This is a genomic window from Sagittula sp. (genome assembly GCF_052825245.1).
Window position 1 is genome coordinate 24,508 of sequence record NZ_JBRBWD010000034.1, and the last position, 23,038, is coordinate 47,545.

Consider the following 23,038-nt stretch of genomic DNA (forward strand, 5'->3'; position numbering starts at 1 on the left):
CTTTCCCCCAACTCTCGGATTACAAAGGGTGAATCCGGGGCCGCGCGGGTCTGCGCGGCCCCGGGCACGGCTCACTTGCCGTAGGTGTCCATGGAGGGATCGTATTCCTCCATCAGGGCTTTGGCCTCGTCGATCAGGGCTTGGCCGTCGATGCCCTTGTCCTTCATCTCCGCCACCCAGCTCTCGTAGATCGGGTTGACCAGCTCATCCCACTTCGCCGCGTCTTCTTCGGACACGGTGATGATGTTGTTGCCGAGGTCCACGGCGATCTGGCGGGCCGGGCCGTCCGCGTCGGCCTGCGTGCCGCCCGCGTAGATCGAGAAGGCGAGGCCGGAGTTGTCGTCGATCACCTGCTGCAGGTCTTCCGGCAGGCCCTCGTAGGCGTCCTTGTTCATCGCCAGGACGAACGTCAGGTTATAGAGCGCGGGGCCGTCGAACTCGGTGTGGTTCTTCACCAGTTCCGGGACCTTCAGGGCCGAGGTCACTTCCCACGGGATGGTGGTGCCGTCGATCACACCCTTGGACAGCGCCTCGGACACGGCCGGGACCGGCATGCCGATGGGCTCCGCGCCGACGCGGGTCAGCAGGTCGTTCACGAGGCGCGACCCGCCGCGGATCTTCATGCCCTCGAGGTCGGAGGGTACGGTGACCGGCTTGTTGGTGTGGAACATGCCCGGGCCGTGCACCCAGGTGCCGAGGATCTTGAGGTCGGCGAACTCACCGTCCTGCATGTGCTCCTCGAACATCTTCCAGTAGGCGTAGGACGCCGCGCGGGCGTCGGACACCATGAACGGCAGCTCGAACACCTCGGTCGAGGGGTAGCGGCCCGGCGTGTAGCCCACCACGGTCCAGACGATGTCGGCGATGCCGTCGATGGCCTGGTCCATGAGCTCCGGCGGGGTGCCGCCCAGCTGCATGGAGGGGTAGCGCTCGATCTCGATGCGGCCGTCGGACGCCTCCTCGACGTTGTCGGCCCAGACGTCCAGAACGTCCTTCGGCACGTTCGCCTGTGCGGGCAGGAATTGGTGCAGGGTCAGCGTGACCTCCTGCGCCATGGCCGAGGTCGTGGTCAGCAGTGCCGTGGTCAAGGCCGCGGCAGCACCAATGAAAGTTCTGCGAGTGGTCATCATGTTCCTCCCTGAATGACCGGAAGCCCTTTTGCGGGCTGCGTTCTAGTTCCTGGCGCCCGGCCGCGCGACAATGGCGGTGCCTGTCTGCCGCGGCAAGGCCTTGGTCGGTCTGTGCATGTGGTTTCGGGTCTGTGCTCCGGCGGCGATACGCATTGCATGATCCGCATCGCAGCCCATCCGCGCAGGCTCCTGCACCCCGGACAGGTGCCGCACACCGCCATGCACGGCGATCAGACGGCACGTCACGCGACGCGCCGCTCTTCCCCGCAAAAGCGATGAACGTGAGACTGCCATGATGTCCTCCCCTACATCCCGACCAGTGTGCAAAATCTTGCAGACATCGCACTATAATGCAACACCGAAGCATCTTACCGGCATGGGACCAGAGTCGGTCTCGTTTGTCCAGTATCTTCCACTAGGAAACAAAATTTTGATCCGTCGCTCTGACAGTGTGCCGACGAGACACCAGTGTAGCATGGGGCGTCAAGCGGGTTGATCCGTCAAACAAAAAACCGCCGCGCGACCAAGCACGCGGCGGTTCGGCCTTGCATTCGATACGCGCCAGGGCAGCGTCCGCCCTGCTGCGCCAAGGCGGTTCAGGTCAGCGAAACGGCCTTGCCGGTCTTCGCGGATTCGAAGGCCGCATCGGCCAGTTCCAGCGCTTTGAGACCATCCTCGCCGGTCGTCGGCGTCGGTGCGCCCTCGACCACGGCCTTCACGAATGCGGCGATCTCGTTGGCGTAGGCCACGGCGTACCGGTCCATGAAGAAGTTCAGGAGCGGCGGCCGGGCATAGCCGCCCTCGCCCGCGACCTCCACGGTGGATTCGTGGCGATTGGCGGCCGAGGCCATGCCTTTCGATCCGTGCACCTCGATCCGCTGGTCGTAGCCATAGGTGGCGCGGCGCGAATTGCTGATGACAGCCTGCCGGCCGCTCGCGGTCTTGAGGATGACGTTGACGCTGTCCCAGTCGCCCGCAGCACCGATCTCCGGATCGACGAGGTTCGAGCCCTGCGCCATCACGGTCACCGGCTCTTCACCCAGGAGCCAGCGCGCCATGTCGAAGTCGTGGATGGTCATGTCGCGGAAGATGCCGCCAGAGACCTTGATGTAGGAGACCGGCGGCGCGCCCGGATCGCGGGAGATGATGTTCACCATCTCCACGTCGCCAATGGTGCCCGCGTCGATTGCCCGTTTCACCGCCATGAAGTCGGGGTCGAAGCGGCGGTTGAAGCCGACCATCAGGGTCGCGCCGGTTTCTTCCACGGTCTTCAACGCTTCGCGGACACGGGTGGCCGACAGGTCGACGGGCTTTTCGCAGAAGATCGCCTTGCCCGCCCTGGCGAACTTTTCGATCAGGTCGGCGTGTGTGTCCGTGGGGGTGCAGATCGCCACGGCGTCGATGTCGTCGGAGGCCGCGATGTCGTCGGTGCTGCGCAGGTCGCAACCGTACCGCTGCGCCATGGAGGACGCCGCTTCTTCCAGCGGTTCGTAAAGCGCGACGAAAGAGGCGCCGGGCGTGGCGGAAATCGCGCGGGCATGGGCCTGCCCGATGCGGCCGGCGCCGAGGATGGCAAAGCGTAGGGTCATTCGAGAGGCTCCTTGCAAGGAACGGTATCAGGGGTGGCCGAGGCGGGCACGGCCATGCGATCAGGATCGGCGGCCGGTGACGGCACGGGCAAGGCCGCGCTTCGGTGCTGCGGCCTCTTGCGACCGGCGCGCGGATCGGCGGCCCCTGTCACGCAAGGCGTCGACGCATCGGCGGTCCTGTCCGGATATCGCTCCTCCTGCTGCAAAGCTCTCTCCCGAGATGAGGGTCGATGCAAGGCCACCCATCCGCCTTCGCCTCATATCGCATCATACGGGAGGGCGGCGGATGACGATATTCCCTCACAGCGCGGGGACCATGCTGCCGGGCCGGACACGTGGCTTGCGGCGCCCCGCAGAACTCCGCGGCCTGCGTTCCGACCAAGCCGCAAGTCGGGGTACGGAATGCCTCCGTCCGCGGCGGCGTCTTCGGCGTTGATCTGAAACCCCGGGTCCGGTTAGACAATCGCATGGATTTCAACTGCCCGAATTGTGGACATCCGATTCCGGACAAGGTGAAGACGGCGGTCATGCTGACCTGCCCGTCCTGCGACACCACGCTTTATGTCCAGTCCGACAAGCTGCTGAACGCTGGAACCTCCGGCGAGATGCACGACGGGCCGCAACTCTTCTCCATCGGCGACATCGTGAAGCTGGGCCGCAAGGCGTGGGAAGTGCTGGGCCACGCACGCTTTTCCTACGGTCGCGGCTGGTGGGACGAATACTGGTGCGAGGACCCGAAGGGCGCAGGCGCCTGGATCTCCGTCGACGAGGGCGACATCGTCATACAGGTGCCGGTGGACGAGAGCGCCGAACAACCGGCACTGCGCACAAACAGCCGCATCGGCATGCCGTTCGAATGGCACAGGGAGCATTTCCGCGTCGTGGAAACCGGGAACGGCGAATGCGTGGCGGTCCGCGGCGTGTTCGGCGAACGGATCGTGGTGGGCGACACCTTCAGCTACGCGAACGCGCAGGGCGATGAGGGCACGCTGCTCTCTGCCGAGACCGACGGCACCGGCACCGCGTGGTTCACCGGCGAGTGGCACGATCCCTTCGAGGTCTCCGGCACGCTGAAGGTGGTGTCGTGACGCGCGCGGGGCTTGCTTCCATCAACTGCACGTCCTGCGGCGCGGGACTGAACGTGCTGGGTGGCGGGCGCGTGGTGGTGCACGTCTGCTCCTACTGCGGGGCAGAGCTCGACGCGCAGGAAAACTACAAGGTCCTGCGCAAGTTCGACGACCTGCAGCGCCCCGACACGCCCTTCCGGCTGGGCATGGAAGGCACCCTGTTCGGGGTCGACTGGATCATCGTTGGCACCATCGGCATGAAGGACGGCCCGTGGAGATGGGTGGAGCACCAGCTTTATTCGCCTACCCACGGCTACGCCTGGCTGAACGTCGAAGAGGGCAACTACACCTTCTCGCGCCGCGTGCGGAAGGTCAGCCACCCCTCGTGGATGGACAGTCGCTGGGTCGAATCCGCAGAAAGCCGCCCGCAGGTCCTGCTGAACGGCGAACGCTTCCGCTACTATGAGACGTCCGACGCGCGCATCACCTTCCTCGAAGGCGAATTCACCTGGGCGCCGCAGATCGGCGACACCACGCAGACGATCTCTGCGCTCTCCGACGAGGCGATGCTCGACTTCTCCCAAAGCGGGGTGGAGCGGGAAATGTACCGCACGATCTGGCTGGACCCGGCAGAGCTGGCAGCCGCTTTCAAGCTGACCGACCCGCTGGACGCACCGCTGTCCCGCCACCCGCTGATGCCGTTCAAGGGCGGCACCAACGACCGCTTCATGACGCGCGCCGCCGCCATCTTCGCGGTGGCCTGCATCGTGCTGTCGCTCTTTGTCGCGGCGACCGCCAACAAGCGCGACGTGCTGGGCGAGACGGCGATCTCTCTTGCCGCCCTGCCCCAGACCGTCGAGTTCCCGGTCACGCAGACCGACCGGCTGGTGCAGATCGACCTCGGGGCGCACCCGTCGAACGCCTGGCTCTGGGTCGGGATGGAGGTCCTGGACCCGGAGGGCGAGACGCTCTTCGAATCCGGCCGCGCGATGGAGTTCTATTCCGGCCGCGACTCCGACGGCACGTGGACGGAGGGCAACCGCACCGCCAACCTGCGCTTCCGCCCGCCCGCCGCCGGCACCTACCAGATCATCTTCAACGAGAAGGAAACGGAGCTCTGGATCTCCGGGTCGGAACCCACGAGCTTCACCGTCTCCGCCCGCGAAGGCGTGCGGTCGGCGGGCTGGCTGGGGGGGCTGGGCATCCTCTTCGGCATCGTCGCCGTGATCCCGCTGGGCCGCCGGCTCTGGCACCGCACCGTCCGCTTCTCGGGCTCCGACTGGACGGACGAGGACTGACATGAACCTTTTTCGCATCGTCTTCGTCATGGTCTCGCTCGCGGCGGTTGCGGGCACGACCTACGTGTCGTGGTACGGATACGGCGGGGCCAGCTCGGATGTCTCGAAATCGATCCGGCAGGGCTCTGCCGGACCCGGCGGCCTTGCGGGCCGGGTGAAATAGCGCGCAGAACAGGATTTGAGGGAGTCTCACATGGAACCGGTCATCACCATTCAGCTGTCGGAAGTCATCAGCACCATCTTCTACACCTTTCTCGGGGTGGCGCTGATGGGGGCCTGCTGGTGGGCGATCAACCGCTTCACCCATTTCTCCGTCATCAAGGAGATCGAGGAAGACCAGAACACCGCGCTGGCGGTGCTGATCGGGTCGGTCTTCCTTGCGCTGGCAATCATCATCTCGGCAGTCATCCTGTCTTGAACACGCCCGCCGCCGCCCCGGACGACCGGCGGCTGAAGGAGGTCTGGCTGCTTCTGGCCACCTTCCTCGTCGCGGTCGCGGGCCTGATCTACGAGCTGATCGCTGGCACGGTGTCGAGTTACCTGCTGGGCGACTCGATCCGGCAGTTCAGCTTTGTCATCGGCGTCTTCCTCAGTGCCATGGGTCTGGGCGCCTGGGCCTCCCGCTTTGTCGGAGAAGCGGTGCGCGGGTTCATCTGGGCGCAGATCGCGCTGGGGATCATCGGCGGCTTCCTCGCGCCGCTCCTGTTCTTCACCTACGCCGCCACCGGCGAGGTGGGGCTGGCGCTCTACGGTGCACTGATCGCCATCGGCGTGCTCTCCGGCATGGAAATCCCGTTGATCGCCCGCGTTCTGGAATCGATCGGCGCGACCTCCTTCCGGTTCGAGAACGTGCTCTCCGCCGATTACGTCGGCGCGCTGGCGGCCTCCCTCGCCTTCCCGCTGCTGGTCATCCCGAACCTCGGGCTGATGTCCGCCTCACTCGCCTTCGGCACGCTGAACCTCGCCGTGGCGGCGCTGTCGCTGGTGATCTTCCGGGATCTCGCCAGCCGCGCGCAATGGATCGGCTGCGGCGTGGCGCTGCTGGCCTCGGTTGCGGCCCTTGTCTATTCGGAGCGGCTGGTCTCCGTCGCTGATGCGGCGCTGTTCGAGGACGACGTCATCATATCGGAGACGACGCCCTACCAGCAGATCTCCGTCACGCGGTTCCGCGACCGGGTGCGGCTCTACCTCGACCATTCCATCCAGTTCGACAGCCTCGACGAGTACCGCTACCACGAAAGCTTGATCCATCCGGCCATGGCCCGGGCCGAACGGGTGAAGGACGTGCTGATCCTCGGCGGCGGCGACGGCATGGCGGCGCGCGAGGTGCTGCGCCACGAGGGCGTCGAGAGCGTCACGCTGGTCGACCTTGACCCGCGCATGACGGAGCTTTTCCGCGACACCGACGAACTGGCCGCCCTGAACGGCGGTGCCCTGCGCGACCCGCGCGTGCATGTGGTCAACGCCGACGCCTGGCGCTTTGCCGAGGACACCGATGCGGTCTTCGACGTGATCGTGCTGGACCTGCCCGACCCGAAGAACATCGCCCTCTCCAAGCTCTACAGCCGGGAGTTCTACAGCCTGCTGATGGAGCGCGTCTCGACCACCGGCGTGCTGGTCACGCAGGCCGGATCGCCCGTCTACGCACGAGAGGCCTTCTGGTCCGTCGTCCGGACGTGGGAGGATGTGCGCAACCCGGCCGCCCCGGACACCGGGCTGACCATCCTGCCCTACCACGCCTATGTCCCCAGCTTCGGCGAATGGGGTTTCGTCATCGTGGAACCGCTCGCACGGCGCGCCCGCCCGCTCGACCTGCCCGAGGGGCTGGGGTTCCTCACGCCCGAGGTCTGGCAGGGCGCACAGGTCTTCGCCGCCGACACCGGCCGGGTTGAGGTGGAGCCCAACACCCTGCAAACCCACCGGCTGGTCGATTATTACCTGAGCGGCTGGGACCACTGGTTCCGCTAGGCCCTCCTGCACGACCCCTGCACATCTCCTGACGCGCCCTTGCACGCGCGGCACGCCAGTCTGCGCCAAAGGCTCAACGAAGGAGACAGACATGGGACAGGAGTTCGCGCGCGGCGTGCCGCAGGTACTGGCGATGGACGGATGGTGGCTGGATGGCGACGGCCGTGAAGGCGAGGCAACTCCCTCGGACACGCGCCGGGGCGCGATACGCTTCGGAGGTCTGGCGTTCCTCGTGCTGCTCGCGGACCTCTTGTTCTGGCACCGCACCCCGGGCATATCTCTGGCGCTTTTCGCCCTAGCGATCTTCGCCGTCGCCACATGGGACGGGAGGCCGACGGCGCGGCTGGTGCACCCGGCCCTGCTGCTGGTCTTGGGCGCACTGCCTGTGGTCGAATACGTGCAGGTCCTGTCGGTGGGCTTCCTCTTTGCCGGCCTCGCCGCAAGTCTCGTCTGGGCGCGCGTCCGGCCAGAGGACTCATGGCTGGCCACCGGCCTCGCCTGGCTGGCACGCCTGCCCGGCGCATGGGCGGCCCCCCTCAACCCGGACCGCTGGGGCCACGCCTTCCGTGCGCTTCACCGCGCACCCGAGACCGGTGCATTGAGGCGCCTGGCCGCCGGTTGGGCCTTTCCGGTCGGCGGGGCGCTGGTCTTCGCCGGGCTGCTCGTCGGGGCGAACCCCGTGCTCGGCCAGGCCTTCGACCTGCGCCCCGACGTATTCACACTATTGCAACGCGGGCTGTTCTGGGCCGGCATTGCACTGCTGGTCTGGCCCCTGCTCGACCGGAGCCTGCCGCGCCCGGTCGCCCTTCCGCAAGCACTGCCCATGGCCGGCCCGCGCTTCGGCCTGACCCGCACATCTGTGCTGCGGGCACTGGTCATGTTCAACGCTCTGATCGCGGTTCAGACCGTGATGGACGCGGCGATCCTGCTGGGCGGCGCGGCCTTGCCCGAAGGCATGACCTACGCCGAATACGCCCATCGCGGCGCCTACCCGCTCTTGGCCACCGCCCTGCTTGCCGGGGCCTTCGCGCTGGCCGCGCGTCCTTTCCTCGGCGAACACCGGGCAATCCGGCCGCTCCTCCTCTTGTGGCTGGTGCAGAACGTGGTGCTCTGCGGCGCCGCCATGCTGCGGCTGGAGCTTTACATCGCGGCCTACGGGCTGACCTACCTGCGCGTGCACGCGATGATCTGGATGGGACTCGTCGCGCTGATGCTGGCCCTGGCCGTCTGGCAGGTCCTGCGGGGTCACGTCAATCGCTGGCTCCTGGTGCGCGGCGCGCTGCTGGGTCTCGCCACGCTTTACGCCACCGCCTTCGTGAACGTCGCCGAGAAGATCGCCGACGGCAACCTGTCGGCCCCGGTCACCCGTCAGGCCGATTTCTCCTACGTCTGCAGCCTCGGCCCGATGGCGCAAGACGCCTATGCCCGGGCCATCGCCCAAAGGCCCCATCTCGAAGGCGTTCTCGTCCGACACGGCTGCACCCTGGCCGAGCCACGGATCGCACACTGGCAGGAATGGGGGTTCCGCAAGGCGCGCATCGGCGGATATGGTCGCGTCGAAGCGGAGCCCACGACCCGATGAAGATCCTGATTGTCGACGACGACCCCAGCCTGCGCGACCTCCTGCGCCTTGCACTCGAACGCGCCGGGCACACGGTGATCTGCGCCGCCGACGGCGCGCTCGCCCTGACCCATGCCGCGCGAGAGACACCCGACCTGATCGTGCTGGACATCGGCCTGCCGGAAATGGACGGCTTCGAGGTCTGCCGCCGCCTGCGCGCCCGTTCCGACGTGCCGGTGCTGTTCCTCACCGCGCGCGACGACGAGGTGGACCGCATCGTCGGACTGGAGATGGGCGCCGACGACTACGTCACGAAGCCCTTCAGCCCGCGCGAGGTCGTGGCCCGCGTCGCCGCGATCCTCAGGCGCTACGGCGCGCCCGCCCGGGACGACATCCGCAGCCACGGCGCCATCACCCTCGACCGGGAGGCCCGCCTCTGCCGCGCCGCCGGGCAGCCGGTGGCGCTTACGGGGACGGAGTTCCAGATGCTCGACACGCTGATCGCCGCGCCCGGGCGGCTCTTCACCCGCGCCGAGCTGGCCGCCGCCGTCTGGGGCGCGGGCGCGCAGCAATCGGACCGCACGATGGACAGCCACCTGCGCAACCTGCGCCGCAAGCTGGCCGACGCCGGCGTCCCAGACGCCATCGAGACGGTGCACGCCCAGGGCATGCGCCTCGGCCCCTGCACGGCAGACGCCGCGTGACCCGCCGCTGGCGCCCCTCGCTGGGGCTGGTGCTGGGCGGCGCGCTGGCGGGGACCCTCGCGCTCTCGCTGGGCGGTTTGGTAGTCTTCCGCTACCTCGGCCCGGCGATCGGCTACCGCGGGGCAGCCGTGCTGCTCGGGTCGCTGATTGCGGCGGTGACGGCGGTCGTGGGCTGGCTGCTCGTCCGCCTGCTGCTGCGCCCGATCCACGCACTCGAAGCCTACGCCATGGCCGAAGGCACGGCAGAGGCCCCGCGCCACTACGGCACCCGCGAACTCCACGCCACCGCCCAGCGGGTCATCGCCATGACAGAGGCGCTGCGCGACCGCGAAGCCACCGTCCGCGCCTACACCGACCACGTCACGCACGAGATGAAGACACCGGTCTCCGCGATCCGCGCGGCAGTGGAACTGATGCAGGACACCGCGGCCCTCTCCGACGAGGAACAGCAACTTCTGGCCCGGATCGATACTGCCCGCCAGCAGATCGAGACCCGGCTGTCGGCCCTGCGCCGCGCAGCGCGGGCGCGCGAGGTCCGCTATCTCGGCAGCACCACGCTGGAACGGCTGGCGCCCGACCTGACCGCCGCACACCCCGGCCTGCAGATCGACCTCGACGGGCAGCGCGTTGCCCTGCCGATGGGCCGCGAAGGTGTGTTGGTGGTCCTCGCACAGATGCTGAACAACGCCGCGGAACACGGCGCCACGAGGGTCGCCATCGCCGCCGGGCAGTCCGACGACCAGACAACGCTCGAGGTGCACGACGACGGCACCGGCATCTCCGGCGGCAACGCCGCGCGCATCTTCGACCCCTTCTTCACGACTCGCCGCGATTCCGGCGGAACGGGCATGGGCCTCGCCGTCGCAGCCAACATCCTCGCCGCGCACCGCGGCGACATCGCCCTCGTGCCATCCGCCACCGGCGCCAGTTTCCTCATCACCTGGACCACCCACTGATCCGCGAAGGGCCTCCCCTTCACCTTGGTGCAAATACCTCCTTGGGTGCGGGTTAGAACCCCCATGGACCGGCGGGCAGGCACCCCTCCCAGCAAACACGCCACCAGCAACCCATATGCCGAGTCATTTCGTCAGGATTGACATTTCCGACTCAAACGCTCAGGAAGAGTCCAAGACACGACAGATGGAGGGACACCCATGAAGACCTTGATGACCACCGCCGCCGCGATGTCGCTTTGCGCTGCACCGCTCTTTGCCGCCGATAGCGCCGAGGTGCTGGACACCTATGCCGACATCGCGCAGGCGGGATACGAGGACAGCCTGACCACCGCGAAGGCCCTGCAGGAGGCCGTCGATGCGCTGATCGCCGATCCCTCGCAGGAAACGCTCGACGCCGCCCGCGAGGCATGGCTTGCCGCGCGTGTTCCCTACCAGCAGACCGAGGTCTTCCGCTTCGGCAACGCCATCGTGGACGACTGGGAAGGCAAGGTAAATGCCTGGCCGCTGGACGAAGGGCTGATCGATTACGTCGACGGCACCTACGGCGGGCCGTCCGACGAGAACCAGTTCGCCGGCCTGAACGTCATCGCGACCCCGACCTTCACGCTCTCCGGCGAAGGGGTCGACGCTTCCGAGATCACGCCCGACCTGATCTCCGGCACTCTGCACGAGGCCGACGGAGTGGAGGCGAACGTGGCCTCCGGCTATCACGCCATCGAGTTCCTGCTCTGGGGTCAGGACCTCAACGGGACCGAGGCGGGTGCCGGTGACCGGCCCTATACCGACTACGCCTCGGGCGACGAGTGCACCAACGGCAACTGCGACCGCCGCGCCGAGTACCTTCAGGCCGCGACCGAGCTTCTGGTCAGCGACCTCGAATGGATGGCCGCACAATGGCAGGACGGCGGCGCCGCCCGCGATGCGCTGATGGAAGACGAGGACGCCGGGATCGTGGCGATGCTGACCGGCATGGGGTCGCTGTCCTACGGCGAGCAGGCGGGCGAACGGATGCGCCTCGGCCTGATGCTCAACGACCCGGAGGAAGAGCACGACTGCTTCTCCGACAACACGCACAACTCGCACTTCTACGACGGCAAGGGCGTGCAGAACGTCTATCTCGGCAGCTACACGCGGGTCGACGGCACCGAGGTGACCGGCCCTTCGCTGAGCGACATGGTGGCTGAGGCTGATCCCGCCCTCGACGAGGAAATGAAGGCCAAGCTGGACACAACCATGGACAAGCTGGGCGCCATCGTCGCGGCGGCCGAGGACGGCTTCTCCTACGACATGATGCTGGAACGCGGCAACGCCGAGGGCGAGGCGCTGATCATGGGCGGCGTCGAGGCGCTGGTCGACCAGACCCGCAGCATCGAGCGCGTCGTCTCTGCTTTGTCGGTTGACGGCATCGAGTTCGAAGGCTCCGACAGCCTCGACAATCCTTCGGCCGTCTTCCAGTAAGACGCCGAAGCTTGTGCCGGTCCGGAATGGGTGCCGGATCGGTACGGGATACCCCCGGCCCGCCCTTGCTGCGGGCCGGGGACCAGAGCCAGGGCCCGACTGCGCGGCCCAGCCAGCGGAGAAGACGGGCATGAAAAGAAGCGGGTCGATGTCAGGGTGGATGGCCACGGTCGCGTTGGTCGGACTGACAAGCGCAGCAGCGGCACAGGACCTTTCGGACGTTCACCTTCATGTGGTGCCGCGCACCGAAGCCGAGCGTGACCGCATTGCAGGCGCCACGGCCGCACCCCAGCAGTTCCAGACTCCGCAGACCTTCGAAGCCAACCCCGGCGGCGCGGCGACGGTCCGCGCCATGACCACGGCGGACGCCTTCTCGCAGCCATCCGGCAACATCTCCTTCGAGCGCGAACTGGATTTCAAGGTCGGCAACGGGTTGTTCAAGAAGGTCTGGGTATCCGCCCCTTCCTCCACCCTCGCCTCCGACGGGCTTGGCCCGCTTTACAACGCCCGGTCCTGCCAGCGCTGTCACCTGAAAGACGGCCGAGGGCATCCGCCCGAAGGACCCGAGGACACAGCCGTGTCGATGTTCCTGCGCGTCTCGGTGCCGGGCACTGACGAAGACGTCTTTGAAGAGATTGCCGAATACCTGCCGACGAAAGCCGATCCAGTCTACGGCCTGCAACTTCAGGACTTCGCGCTGCCCGGCCACGCCGCGGAATACCGGCTCGACATCACCTACGAAGAGGAAGAGGTCCAGCTCTCCGGGGGCGAAGTCGCGTCGCTGCGGGTACCGACCTACCGCGCCGCCGATCTCGGCTACGGCCCACTGGCAGAGGGCGCGATGCTCTCGCCGCGCGTGGCACCGCAGATGATCGGCCTTGGCCTGCTGGAAGCGATCCCGGCGGAGGACATCCTTGCCAACGCCGATCCCGATGACAGCGACGGCGACGGCATTTCCGGCCGGGCGCAGATCGTCTGGTCGGCAGAATACAACCAGCCCATGCTTGGCCGTTTCGGGCTGAAGGCGGGCGCGCCCACGATCCGGGAACAGTCGGCGGCCGCCTTCGCGGGGGACATCGGCATCTCCAACCCGTTGTTCGATGCGGGCGCCGGCGAATGCACCGAAGCGCAGGTCGATTGCCTGGCCGCCGCCCACGGCGACACGGACGAACGCGGGTTCGAAATCGACGCCGAAGGCCTGGACCTCGTGGCCTTCTACAGCCGCAATCTCGGCGTGCCCGCCCGCCGTGGCGAAGGCGACCCGGAGGTGCTGCGCGGCAAGCAGGTGTTCTTCGAAACCGGCTGCAACAAGTGCCACACGCCCACGTTCGTGACGCACCGTCTGCAGGATCGGCCCGAACAGTCGTTTCAGCTCATCTGGCCGTTCACCGACATGCTGCTGCACGACATGGGGCCGGGGCTGGCCGACAACCGGCCAGAGGCACGCGCCAGCGGACAGGAATGGCGCACCGCGCCGCTCTGGGGGATCGGTTTGACCGAACAGGTGTCCGGGCATACCTACTTCCTGCATGACGGGCGGGCGCGCTCCCTTCTCGAAGCGGTGCTGTGGCATGGCGGAGAGGCGCAGGCGCAGCGCGACTCGGTCGCAAACATGCCGCCGCCGGACCGCGCCGCCCTGCTGACATACCTGGAGAGCCTGTGATGCCCCTTCGTCCCGCCCTGTCTGCCCTGTTCTGCCTCTGCGCGGGTGCGGCGCTGGCCAACCCCGCCCCGTCAGAGATCGTCGCGACCGAGGTCATTCCCGGCTTCGAACGACTGGCAGAGAAGGCCGACGCGCTCGAAACCGTTGCCCGGACGGACTGCGCCCCGGACAGCCCCGCGCTGCGCGATGCCTGGTCCGACACCTTCGACGCATGGGTCCGGGTCAGCCACCTGCGCCTCGGCCCTACCGAAACCGGCGACCGGGCCTTCGCGCTGGCGTTCTGGCCCGACACTCGCGGCTTCACCCCGAAAACGCTCGCCACGCTCATCGCGGATGAGGACCCTGCCGTGGAGACGGCGGAGACCTTCACCCATGTGTCGATCGCGGCGCGGGGCTTCTACGCGATGGAATTCCTGCTGTTCGATCCGCAGTTCACCGACGCGGGCGGCTACGGCTGCGCCCTGATACAGGCGGTGACGCGCGACATCTCCGACATCTCCGACGCCATCCTCGAGGATTGGCGAACCGATTTCTCCGACGCCTTCACGGAGGCAGAGATCGGTCCGGACGGGCGGTACCGCACGAACGACGAGGCCTTGCAGGCGCTTTACACCACGCTGACCAGCGGGCTGCAGTTCACCTCCGACACGCGTCTGGGCCGCCCGCTCGGCACCTTCGAGCGACCGCGCCCCACGCGGGCAGAGGCCTACCGCTCCGAACGCTCGCTGCGCCATGTCCGCCTGTCGCTAGAGGCGACAGAGGATCTGGCGCTGGCACTGGCGCAGGACGCGCCCGAAAAAGTCCGCACCGAGATCGCTGACGCCTATGACGCGGCCTTTGCCGAGGTCGAGGCACAGGAAAGCCCGGTTTTCGCAGGCGTCGACACGCCCATGGGCCGGTTCAAGGTGGAAGTCCTTCAGCAGAAGATCGACACGATCCGCTTTGTCATCTCGTCGGAGCTGGGCCCTGAACTGGGCCTTGCCGCCGGCTTCAATTCCCAGGACGGAGACTGATCCATGCTGTCACGCCGGGGCATGTTGGGAGGTCTGGCCGCCGCGGGCCTCTGGCCCATGCGCAGCTGGGCCGATGTGGGCGGTCCCGCCTATTTGGCCGCCGCCCAGACGCCCGGCGGGTCCTACGCGCTGCACGGGGTCTCGGCCGGCGGTGACAGCCTGTTCGACGTGCCCCTTCCCGCGCGGGGCCATGCCGCCGCCGCCCACCCCGAACGCGCAGAGGCCGTGGCCTTCGCCCGCCGCCCCGGCACTTACGCCGTGGTTCTGGACTGCCTCACCGGCGAGGTGAAGGCCGAGCTGACGGCCCCTGCAGGGCGGCACTTCTACGGCCACGGCGCGTTTTCGGCGGACGGCGGGCTGCTGTTCACCACCGAGAACGATTTCGAGCACGCGGAAGGCATCATCGGCATCTGGGACGTCGCGGGCGGTTACCGCCGCCTCGGAGAGTTCCCGTCCGGCGGCACCGGGCCGCATGAGCTTCGCCTGATGCCCGATGGCAAGTCGCTGGTCATCGCCAATGGCGGGATCGAGACCCACCCGGACGCCGGGCGCGCCAAGCTGAATATCCCCTTCATGGCGCCGAACCTGACCTACACGACGCTCGACGGCACGGTGCAGGACGTGGTCGAGCCGCCCGCGACCGAGAACAAGAACTCCATGCGTCACCTCGCCGTCCATGCCAGCGGACAGGTCGCGCTGGCCCTGCAATGGCAGGGCGAACTGTCTGACGCCCCGGCCCTGCTGATGCTCCACCGGCGCGGAGAGGCACCGGTCTGGGCGCAGGCCCCCGAGCCGTCGCATGGCGCGATGCAGGGCTACGCGGGCAGCGTGTCGTTCAGCGGGGACGGCTCCTCCGTTGCGATCACCTCGCCCCGGGGCGGTCTTGTGCAGGTCTTCGACGCGGACAGCGGCGCCTTCCGGACGGAGGTCGCCCTGACGGATGTCTGCGGTCTGGCGCCGCTGGGCGACGGCTTTGTTGCATCGACCGGCACCGGCGGATTCCACGCGGTCGGAACCGACGCGACGGTTTTGCGCATGCACAAGGTCGCCTGGGACAACCACATCGTTCCCGTCGGACCCTCCCGCGCCGCCTGACGCCCATTTTGCAGGCATCTGCCGCGCGACGCGGCAGATAGCCGTGGCATGTACCTTGTGCAGCGCCGTGCGTTGGGCACAAAGGACGCATGAGTGATCGTCTGACCATCGTCGTCGTCGAGGCCGACCGGGACCGCGCAATCGCCATCGTCGATGCGCTGCAGGGCTCCGGCGACTTCGACGTGCATGTGATCGGCAACCCGTCGTCGCTGGCCCGCCGCATCGCGGCACTGGCACCGGACGTGGTGCTGATCGACGTCGACAATCCAACGCGCGACATGCTCGAGGAACTGACGCTGGCCTCCGGCCCGCTGGAGCGCCCCGTGGCGATGTTCGTGTCGGGGGCTGCGGGCGGTCTGGCCCGCACCGCCATCGAGGCGGGCCTTTCGGCCTACGTGGTGGACGGATTGCAGCCCGAACGGCTGAAGCCGGTGCTCGACGCCGCCATCGCCCGCTTCCAGATGATGCACCGGATGCGCCGTGAACTGGTCGAGACGCGCCGCGCACTGGAGGAACGCAAGGTCATCGACCGCGCCAAGGGCCTGCTGATGAAGGCGCGCGGCCTGGGTGAGGAAGAGGCCTACGCCCTTCTGCGCAAGGCGGCGATGGACCAGGGGCGCCGGGTGGCGGAGGTGGCAGAGGCCATCGTGACAACGGCGGGGCTTCTGGGATGAAGATCGTGAACGTGCCGGTCGCCTACGTGCCGCTCGTGGATGCGGCGCCGCTGATCCTCGCCAACGAAATGGGCTTTGCCGATGCGGAGGGCATCGCGCTCGACCTCGTGCGCGCGCCATCGTGGTCGTCGGTCAGGGACATGCTGGCCTTTGGCCGGGTGGACGCGGCGCAGCTATTGTCGCCGGTACCGGTCGCCATGGCGCTGGGGCTGGGCGGGGTCCGTCAGGATATCTCGGCGGTCTCGGTCCTGTCGGTCAACGGCAACGTGATCGGCGTCAGCCGTGCGCTCGAAGACCGGATGCGGGCGCAGGGCTACGTCTTCGACTTCCGCGATCCCTCCGCCGCGGCGGAGGCTTTGGCCGGCGCCGTCGATGGCAAGCTGGTCTTCGGCGTGCCCTTCCCCTTCTCCATGCACCGCTCTCTGCTGGACTACTGGATCGAGGCGACCGCGCTAGCCCCCATCGACTACGAAGTGCGCACGGTCCCGCCACCCCTTATGGCCCAGGCCCTTGCCGACGGCGACGTGGATGCCTTCTGCGTGGGCGAACCCTGGGGGTCGCTCGCGGTCGAGGAAGGCACAGGCGCGCTCCTGCTGCCGGGCAGTGCCATCTGGGCCTTCGCGCCGGAGAAGGTGCTGGCAGTCCGGACCGACTGGGCAGAGACAGAGCCGCACCTGCTGGGCCGGCTCATGCGGGCCGTGTGGCAGGCGGGCCGCTGGCTGAAGGACCCGGAACACCGCATGTCCGCGTCCGAGATCCTGTCGCGCCCGGCTTACCTCGACCTGCCGTCCGAACTGATCGACCGCGCGCTGTCCGGTCGGCTGACGATCTCCGGCCACGGCGAACAGCGCGAAGTGCCCCATTTCATCGAGTTCCACGAAGGCGCCGCCACCTTCCCGTGGCGCAGCCAGGCGAAGTGGATCGGTCGCGGCCTCGCCCTGCGCAGCGGCCTCGACCTGGCGACGGCGGCGGCGGCTTCTGCCCGTGTGTTCCGCAGCGACATCTACCGCGCGCAGCTCAAGGACAGCGGCGCGGACCTGCCGGGAGCGTCCGAGAAGCTGGAGGGATCGATTCGCCACGAAACCGCCGTCGCGGCGCAGTCGGGACGCCTGACCCTGCTGCCGGACGCGTTCTTCGACGGACGCATTTTTGATCCTCTGGCCGAGTAGTGCCGCGAAAATCGGCACAAACATGCGCCGGAAGTGAATAATAAAAGCGTGGGCGCCGCGTCGCAGCAAAATCTCTTGATCGCAGCACGGCAGATCTGACAACTGAAAGGGCAAGGCCGCAATGGCGCGGGCTTGCACGAAATTCTCTCCCGATGATCGGGAAACCACCGAGCACCGCAGCTCACCTTCGGCCTCTCCTCCTCCCGAGGCCGGATGTGTCTGCGGTGTTTTTTTGTTTCTGCCCCGTGCCCTGGCGCGGATGACCCAACACAAAAGGGACGAAGCACAATGAAGACATTCCTCACAGCTCTCGCCGCCTCGACCGCGCTGGTCAGCCCGGCCTTCGCCGAACTGGACCTCGAAAAGGACGAACTGACCTTTGGCTTCATCAAGCTGACCGACATGGCGCCGCTCGCCGTCGCCTATGAACAGGGGTACTTCCTCGACGAGGGCCTGTTCGTGACGCTCGAAGCGCAGGCCAACTGGAAGGTCCTTCTGGACGGCGTCATCGGCGGGCAACTGGACGGCGCGCACATGCTGGCCGGTCAGCCGCTGGCGGCAACCATCGGCTACGGCACCGAGGCGCACATCATCACCCCCTTCTCGATGGACCTGAACGGCAACGGCATCACCGTGTCGAACGCCGTCTGGGACGAGATGAAGCCCAACATCCCGACCAACGCCGACGGCCTGCCGCAGCACCCGATCTCGGCAGAGGCGCTGGCCCCGGTGGTCGAGAAGTACAAGTCCGAGGGCAAGCCCTTCAACATGGGCATGGTGTTCCCGGTCTCCACCCACAACTACGAACTGCGCTACTGGCTGGCTGCCGGCGGCCTGCACCCGGGTTTCTACTCGCCCGAGAACATCACCGGCCAGATCGGCGCCGACGTGCTGCTGTCCGTGACGCCTCCGCCACAGATGCCCGCGACGCTCGAGGCCGGCACCATCTACGGCTACAGCGTGGGTGAGCCGTGGAACCAGGCTGCCGTCTTCAAGGGCATCGGCGTGCCGGTCATCACCGACTACGAACTGTGGAAGAACAACCCCGAGAAGGTCTTCGGCATCACCGCAGAATTCGCCGAGGAAAACCCGAACACCACGCTTGCGGTGGTCAAGGCGCTGATCCGCGCGGCCATCTGGCTGGACGAGAACGACAACGCCAACCGCATGGAAGCGGTCGAGATGCTGTCCAAGCCGGAATACGTCGGTGCCGACGCCAAGGTGATCGCGAACTCCATGACCGGCACCTTCGAGTACGAGAAGGGCGACAAGCGCGAGGTCCCCGACTTCAACGTGTTCTTCCGCTACAACGCCACCTACCCCTTCTACTCGGACGCGGTCTGGTACCTGACCCAGATGCGCCGCTGGGGCCAGATTGCCGAGGCGAAGCCCGACAGCTGGTACGACGAGGTGGCGAAGTCGGTCTACAAGCCGGAGATCTACCTCGAAGCGGCGCGCCTGCTGGTCGACGAAGGTCTCGCCAACGAGGAAGACTTCCCCTGGGACACCGACGGCTACAAGGCGCCGACCCCGGCCGAGGATATCATCGACGGTATCACCTATGACGGCAAAGCGCCCAACGCCTACCTCGAAAGCCTGCCGATTGGGCTGAAGGGCGAGCAGACCGTCGTCGGGACCGAGGTCAAGGGTTGATCTGACGCCCCTGCGCCCGTGCGATGTACGGGCGCAGAACACCTCCCGCATTGGATGAGCCAAACCATGGCCTCCCCGGTGCGCCCTCCCTGAATGCCGACTTTCTCCGGATACGCGGAAACGACCTTCCCGCCCTCTTCCGCAGCCAACCAAAGCACCGCGCGGCCGATTTGCCTGCGCGCAACGAGGACCCGAAAACATGACGACCGTCGATCCGAATTTCACCGATGACGCCGCCCGGGAAGCCCGGCGCGCCCGTCTGTTCACCCGCATCAACAAGGCCGACAAGTGGTTCCAGGTGCTTGGCCTGTCGTGGGTCACACCCGTCCTGAAGGCCGCAGCCGGCGACAACCCGCAGGCGCAGATGAAAGAGATCTGGCGGCTGCTGATCGTGCCGATCCTCGCCATCGTCGCCTTCCTCGCGCTGTGGGCAATGCTGGCGCCGCAGGTGCAGACCTCGCTGGGTGCCGTGCCGGGCCCCGGCCAGGTCTGGGAAGAGGCCGTGAACCTGCACGAGGACGCCATCGCCAAGGCCGAGAAGCAGGCGAAGTTCGAGACGATGGTGGAGAAGCGCAACCAGAAGTTCATCGAGGCGGGCGAGCCCGAGAAGGTCAAGGACGTGGCCTACACCGGCGCGCCGTCCTATTACCAGCAGATCTGGACCTCCATCCAGACGGTGTTCTTCGGCTTCGTGCTGGCGACGCTGGTCGCCGTGCCGCTGGGCATCCTCGCCGGTCTGTCGCCCACGGCCAATGCCGCGATCAATCCGCTGGTGCAGATCTTCAAGCCGGTCTCGCCGCTGGCCTGGCTGCCCATCGTGACGATGATCGTCTCCGCCGCCGCCGCGACCGATGGCGGGTTGTTCGCCAAGTCCTTCATCATCTCCGCCGTAACCGTGACCCTCTGTTCGCTCTGGCCGACGCTGATCAACACGAGCCTCGGCGTGGCGTCGATCGACAAGGACCTGGTGAACGTCTCCAAGGTCCTGAAGATGAACACCTGGACCAAGATCACCAAGCTGGTCCTGCCCTCTGCCCTGCCGCTGATCTTCACCGGTCTGCGCCTGTCGCTCGGTGTGGGCTGGATGGTTCTGATCGCCGCCGAAATGCTGGCCCAGAACCCCGGCCTTGGAAAGTTCGTTTGGGATGAGTTCCAGAACGGGTCTTCGTCCTCGCTCGCCAAGATCATGGTCGCGGTCTTCACGATCGGCATCATCGGCTTCCTGCTGGATCGCGTGATGTACGCCCTGCAGTCCCTCTTCACCTTCACGAACCAGCGGTGATCGACATGGGTATCCTAGAGTTCAAGAACGTCTCCAAGAGCTACGGCCAGGGCACCGCCGCAACGCATGTCCTGAACGGCATCGACCTGAAGGTGGAAGAAGGCGAATTCCTGGTGCTGCTGGGCTTCTCCGGCTCCGGCAAGACCACGCTGATCAACCTGATGGCCGGCCTGCAAAAGCCCACGAAGGGCGAGGTCACCTTCAAGGGCAAGCCGGTCGATGGCCCCGGCCCCGAGCGCGGCGTAATCTTCCAGAGCTATTCGCTGATGCCGTGGCTCACGGTGGAGGGCAACGTGCGGCTGGCGCTCGACAGCGTGTTCCCTTCGATGCCCAAGGCCGAGAAGGCGCAGAAGGCCGCGCATTACATCAAGATGGTGGGCCTGTCGCACGCCGTCAGCCGCCGCCCTGCGGAACTGTCGGGCGGGATGCGGCAGCGGGTGAACGTGGCGCGTGCGCTGGCGATGAACCCCGAAGTGCTGCTGCTGGACGAACCGCTCTCGGCTTTGGACGCCCTGACCCGCGCCAACCTCGCCGACGAGATCGAGGCGATCTGGCAGCAGGAAAAGCAGACCTGCGTCCTTATCACAAACGATGTGGACGAGGCGATCCTGCTGGCCGACCGGATCATCGCGCTGAACCCCGACGGCACCTTGGGCGAGGAGTTCAAGGTCGATATCCCGCGTCCGCGCGACCGGGGGGAGATGAACCACCACGACGGCTTCAAGGCGCTGCGCCTTGCCGTCACCAACTACCTGATGGACGTGGGCATCGAGGCGAAGACCGAAGGTACCCGCATCCTGCCGAACGTCACGCCGATCCACTCGGTCCCGGCGGCGGTCAAGGAAGCGGCGGCTTCGGGCATCGAGGAGCGTTACCTGGACTTCTCGCAGCTTCACAAGATCTACCCCACGCCCAAGGGCCCGCTGACCGTGGTCGAGGACTTCAACCTTAAGCTCAACAAGGGTGAGTTCGTCTCGCTCATCGGGCACTCGGGCTGCGGCAAGTCGACGGTGCTGACCATGGCGGCCGGTCTCAACTCCATCTCGAAGGGGGTCATCAAGCTGGACGGCTACGAGGTGCGCGGCGCCGATCCGGAACGCGCCGTGGTCTTCCAGTCGCCCAACCTCTTCCCCTGGCTGACCGCGCGCGAAAACTGCGCCATCGGCGTCGACAAGGTCTATCCCAAGGCGTCGCAGGCCGAACGGCAGGACGTGGTGGAATACTACCTCGAACGCGTGGGGCTGGGCGACGCCATGGACCGCTCCACCGCCGACATGTCGAACGGCATGAAGCAGCGGGTCGGCATCGCGCGGGCCTTTGCCCTCTCGCCCAAGCTGCTGCTGCTGGATGAGCCCTTCGGGATGCTCGACAGTCTCACCCGCTGGGAACTGCAGGAAGTGCTGATGGAGGTCTGGGACCGCACGAAGGTCACCGCCGTCTGCGTGACGCACGACGTCGACGAGGCGATCCTGCTGGCCGACCGCGTGGTCATGATGACCAACGGGCCGCAGGCGACCATCGGCAAGATCGTCGACGTGGACCTGCCCCGGCCGCGCACCCGCAAGGCGCTGCTGGAGCACCCGGACTACTACCTCTACCGCGAGCAGGTGCTGAATTTCCTCGAGGAATACGAGCACGGCAAGCAGGGCAAGTCCGAAGCAAAATCCGAGGAAAAGCCGGAAAAGAACCGGGAGGCCGCCTGAAAGGGCCGCCCGCCCCGGGCCGGACGTGACGGCCCGGGGAGATCCTGAACCGACAGAACAGCACGGCCCCGAGCGGGCCGGAACCGGAAAGGAGCCGGTCACATGGACACCATCGTGGAAGCAGACGTCAAACCGTTCATACAGGTCACCGAGGTCTGGGTGCCGAAGGACGGCACCCTCGAACTGGCGGCGGGCAGCTACGGCGACCTCTCGGCCTTCGAGGAGGCCTCCCGCCGGACCAGCTTTGCCGAGGGCGAAGGCCTGCCCGGCAAGGCATGGGCCGAGAAACGCCCGGTCGTGCTGAAAGGCTTTGACGGGTCGTATTTCAAGCGCATCGAACCCGCGACCGAGGCAGGCCTGACCACCGCCGTGGCGATCCCGGTGTTCGCCGGGACAGAGCTGAAGGCCGTTCTGGTCGTGCTGTGCGGGGACGACGAGAACCGGACCGGCGCCATCGAGATCTGGGCAGAGCAGGACGGCCTGCTGATGCTCGACGACGGCTACTACGGCGCCGCCAAGCACTTCGAGTGGGTGTCGCAGCACACGCATTTCCCCAAGGGCCAGGGCCTGCCGGGCGGGGTGTGGTCGGCACAGGCGCCGATGCTGTTGCGCGACCTGGGGTCGGGCTACCGCTTCATCCGTGCAGACAGCGCCGGCAAGGCGGGCCTGACCACGGGCCTCGGACTGCCGATCTCGGTTCCCGGCGGTGTGACCTACGTGCTGACCCTGCTGTCCGCCCGCGGCACGCCCATCGCCCACCGGTTCGAGATGTGGGACGCCCGCGCCGAACGGGTGGGGGCCGAACCCTCCGCGGTTCTGGCGGACGGCATCTGCGCCCGGGAAGGCGCGCTCTGGACCGGTGAGGCCGAGCCCGAGAAGCGGGTCAAGGCGTGGCACGGGCTGATCGGGCGTGCACTGGGGACCGGCGTGCCGGTCGTCGAAAGCGGCACCCCCGCCCTGACTGCGGGCTACGACACCATGGTTGCCCTGCCGATCCACAAGGACGGCAAGGTCAGCCACGTCGTCGCCTGGTACGTGTAAGAGAGGTAAGCGAG

At 67.1% G+C, this 23,038-nt stretch carries 20 protein-coding genes; 18 read left to right on the plus strand and 2 right to left on the minus strand.

Annotation, left to right across the window (positions count from 1 at the left end; translation table 11 throughout):
- Positions 1-71 precede the first annotated feature (71 nt).
- Together ACU0DV_RS15080 and iolG are read right to left on the minus strand one after the other, a co-directional pair.
- Positions 72-1,127, minus strand: a complete 1,056-nt coding sequence (locus ACU0DV_RS15080) for a TRAP transporter substrate-binding protein (protein WP_100931020.1) — start codon at positions 1,125-1,127, stop codon at positions 72-74.
- A gap of 599 nt (positions 1,128-1,726) precedes the next feature.
- On the minus strand, positions 1,727-2,719 hold the full coding sequence (gene iolG / locus ACU0DV_RS15085) for an inositol 2-dehydrogenase (RefSeq protein ID WP_446242537.1): 993 nt from the start codon (positions 2,717-2,719) through the stop codon (positions 1,727-1,729).
- A gap of 527 nt (positions 2,720-3,246) precedes the next feature.
- Between iolG and ACU0DV_RS15090 the strand changes: the two genes are divergently transcribed.
- The 18 genes from ACU0DV_RS15090 to ACU0DV_RS15175 all read left to right on the plus strand — a co-directional run bounded on the left by ACU0DV_RS15090 (position 3,247) and on the right by ACU0DV_RS15175 (position 23,024).
- Complete coding sequence (locus tag ACU0DV_RS15090; protein ID WP_446242538.1) at positions 3,247-3,807, plus strand: DUF4178 domain-containing protein; 561 nt, start codon at positions 3,247-3,249, stop codon at positions 3,805-3,807.
- Positions 3,804-5,084: a DUF4178 domain-containing protein gene (locus tag ACU0DV_RS15095; protein ID WP_446242539.1), complete on the plus strand. Its 1,281-nt coding sequence runs from the start codon at positions 3,804-3,806 to the stop codon at positions 5,082-5,084. The genes ACU0DV_RS15090 and ACU0DV_RS15095 overlap by 4 nt, the downstream gene beginning before the upstream one ends.
- A 1-nt stretch (position 5,085) precedes the next feature.
- Entirely contained in the window at positions 5,086-5,247 is a 162-nt protein-coding gene (locus ACU0DV_RS15100) for a hypothetical protein (protein ID WP_198521744.1), read from the plus strand.
- A 30-nt stretch (positions 5,248-5,277) separates the two neighbouring features.
- Positions 5,278-5,502, plus strand: coding sequence for a DUF350 domain-containing protein (locus ACU0DV_RS15105; RefSeq protein WP_100929999.1), 225 nt, complete (start codon positions 5,278-5,280; stop codon positions 5,500-5,502).
- Positions 5,499-7,052 (plus strand): polyamine aminopropyltransferase, encoded by a 1,554-nt coding sequence (locus ACU0DV_RS15110; RefSeq protein ID WP_446242540.1) that lies wholly within the window; start codon positions 5,499-5,501, stop codon positions 7,050-7,052. The genes ACU0DV_RS15105 and ACU0DV_RS15110 overlap by 4 nt, the downstream gene beginning before the upstream one ends.
- 91 nt (positions 7,053-7,143) lie before the next feature.
- Positions 7,144-8,634: a DUF4153 domain-containing protein gene (locus ACU0DV_RS15115; RefSeq protein WP_446242541.1), complete on the plus strand. Its 1,491-nt coding sequence runs from the start codon at positions 7,144-7,146 to the stop codon at positions 8,632-8,634.
- Positions 8,631-9,317 carry a response regulator transcription factor gene (locus ACU0DV_RS15120; protein WP_446242542.1) on the plus strand — a complete coding sequence of 229 codons (687 nt, stop codon included), beginning with the start codon at positions 8,631-8,633 and terminating at the stop codon, positions 9,315-9,317. Before ACU0DV_RS15115 ends, ACU0DV_RS15120 begins: the two co-directional genes overlap by 4 nt.
- Positions 9,314-10,273: a sensor histidine kinase gene (locus ACU0DV_RS15125; RefSeq protein WP_446242543.1), complete on the plus strand. Its 960-nt coding sequence runs from the start codon at positions 9,314-9,316 to the stop codon at positions 10,271-10,273. Before ACU0DV_RS15120 ends, ACU0DV_RS15125 begins: the two co-directional genes overlap by 4 nt.
- 198 nt (positions 10,274-10,471) lie before the next feature.
- Positions 10,472-11,731, plus strand: a complete 1,260-nt coding sequence (locus tag ACU0DV_RS15130; RefSeq protein ID WP_446242544.1) for an imelysin family protein — start codon at positions 10,472-10,474, stop codon at positions 11,729-11,731.
- Between the two features lie 160 nt (positions 11,732-11,891).
- Entirely contained in the window at positions 11,892-13,394 is a 1,503-nt protein-coding gene (locus ACU0DV_RS15135; protein WP_446242558.1) for a di-heme oxidoreductase family protein, read from the plus strand.
- On the plus strand, positions 13,394-14,407 hold the full coding sequence (locus tag ACU0DV_RS15140) for an imelysin family protein (protein WP_446242545.1): 1,014 nt from the start codon (positions 13,394-13,396) through the stop codon (positions 14,405-14,407). The genes ACU0DV_RS15135 and ACU0DV_RS15140 overlap by 1 nt, the downstream gene beginning before the upstream one ends.
- Before the next feature lie 3 nt (positions 14,408-14,410).
- Positions 14,411-15,502, plus strand: a complete 1,092-nt coding sequence (locus tag ACU0DV_RS15145) for a DUF1513 domain-containing protein (protein WP_446242546.1) — start codon at positions 14,411-14,413, stop codon at positions 15,500-15,502.
- An 89-nt stretch (positions 15,503-15,591) separates the two neighbouring features.
- On the plus strand, positions 15,592-16,176 hold the full coding sequence (locus tag ACU0DV_RS15150) for an ANTAR domain-containing response regulator (RefSeq protein ID WP_100929990.1): 585 nt from the start codon (positions 15,592-15,594) through the stop codon (positions 16,174-16,176).
- Positions 16,173-17,345, plus strand: a complete 1,173-nt coding sequence (locus ACU0DV_RS15155; protein WP_283980592.1) for an ABC transporter substrate-binding protein — start codon at positions 16,173-16,175, stop codon at positions 17,343-17,345. The genes ACU0DV_RS15150 and ACU0DV_RS15155 overlap by 4 nt, the downstream gene beginning before the upstream one ends.
- Before the next feature lie 288 nt (positions 17,346-17,633).
- A complete protein-coding gene (locus tag ACU0DV_RS15160) occupies positions 17,634-18,998 on the plus strand; it encodes a CmpA/NrtA family ABC transporter substrate-binding protein (RefSeq protein ID WP_446242547.1) in 1,365 nt (454 codons plus the stop codon).
- A 199-nt stretch (positions 18,999-19,197) separates the two neighbouring features.
- The gene (locus ACU0DV_RS15165) at positions 19,198-20,280 is read left to right on the plus strand and encodes an ABC transporter permease (RefSeq protein WP_100929987.1); all 1,083 of its coding nucleotides are present in this window, start codon (positions 19,198-19,200) and stop codon (positions 20,278-20,280) included.
- A 5-nt stretch (positions 20,281-20,285) separates the two neighbouring features.
- On the plus strand, positions 20,286-21,983 hold the full coding sequence (locus ACU0DV_RS15170) for an ABC transporter ATP-binding protein (RefSeq protein ID WP_100931019.1): 1,698 nt from the start codon (positions 20,286-20,288) through the stop codon (positions 21,981-21,983).
- Between the two features lie 102 nt (positions 21,984-22,085).
- Positions 22,086-23,024 carry a GAF domain-containing protein gene (locus tag ACU0DV_RS15175; protein WP_446242548.1) on the plus strand — a complete coding sequence of 313 codons (939 nt, stop codon included), beginning with the start codon at positions 22,086-22,088 and terminating at the stop codon, positions 23,022-23,024.
- Positions 23,025-23,038 lie beyond the last annotated feature (14 nt).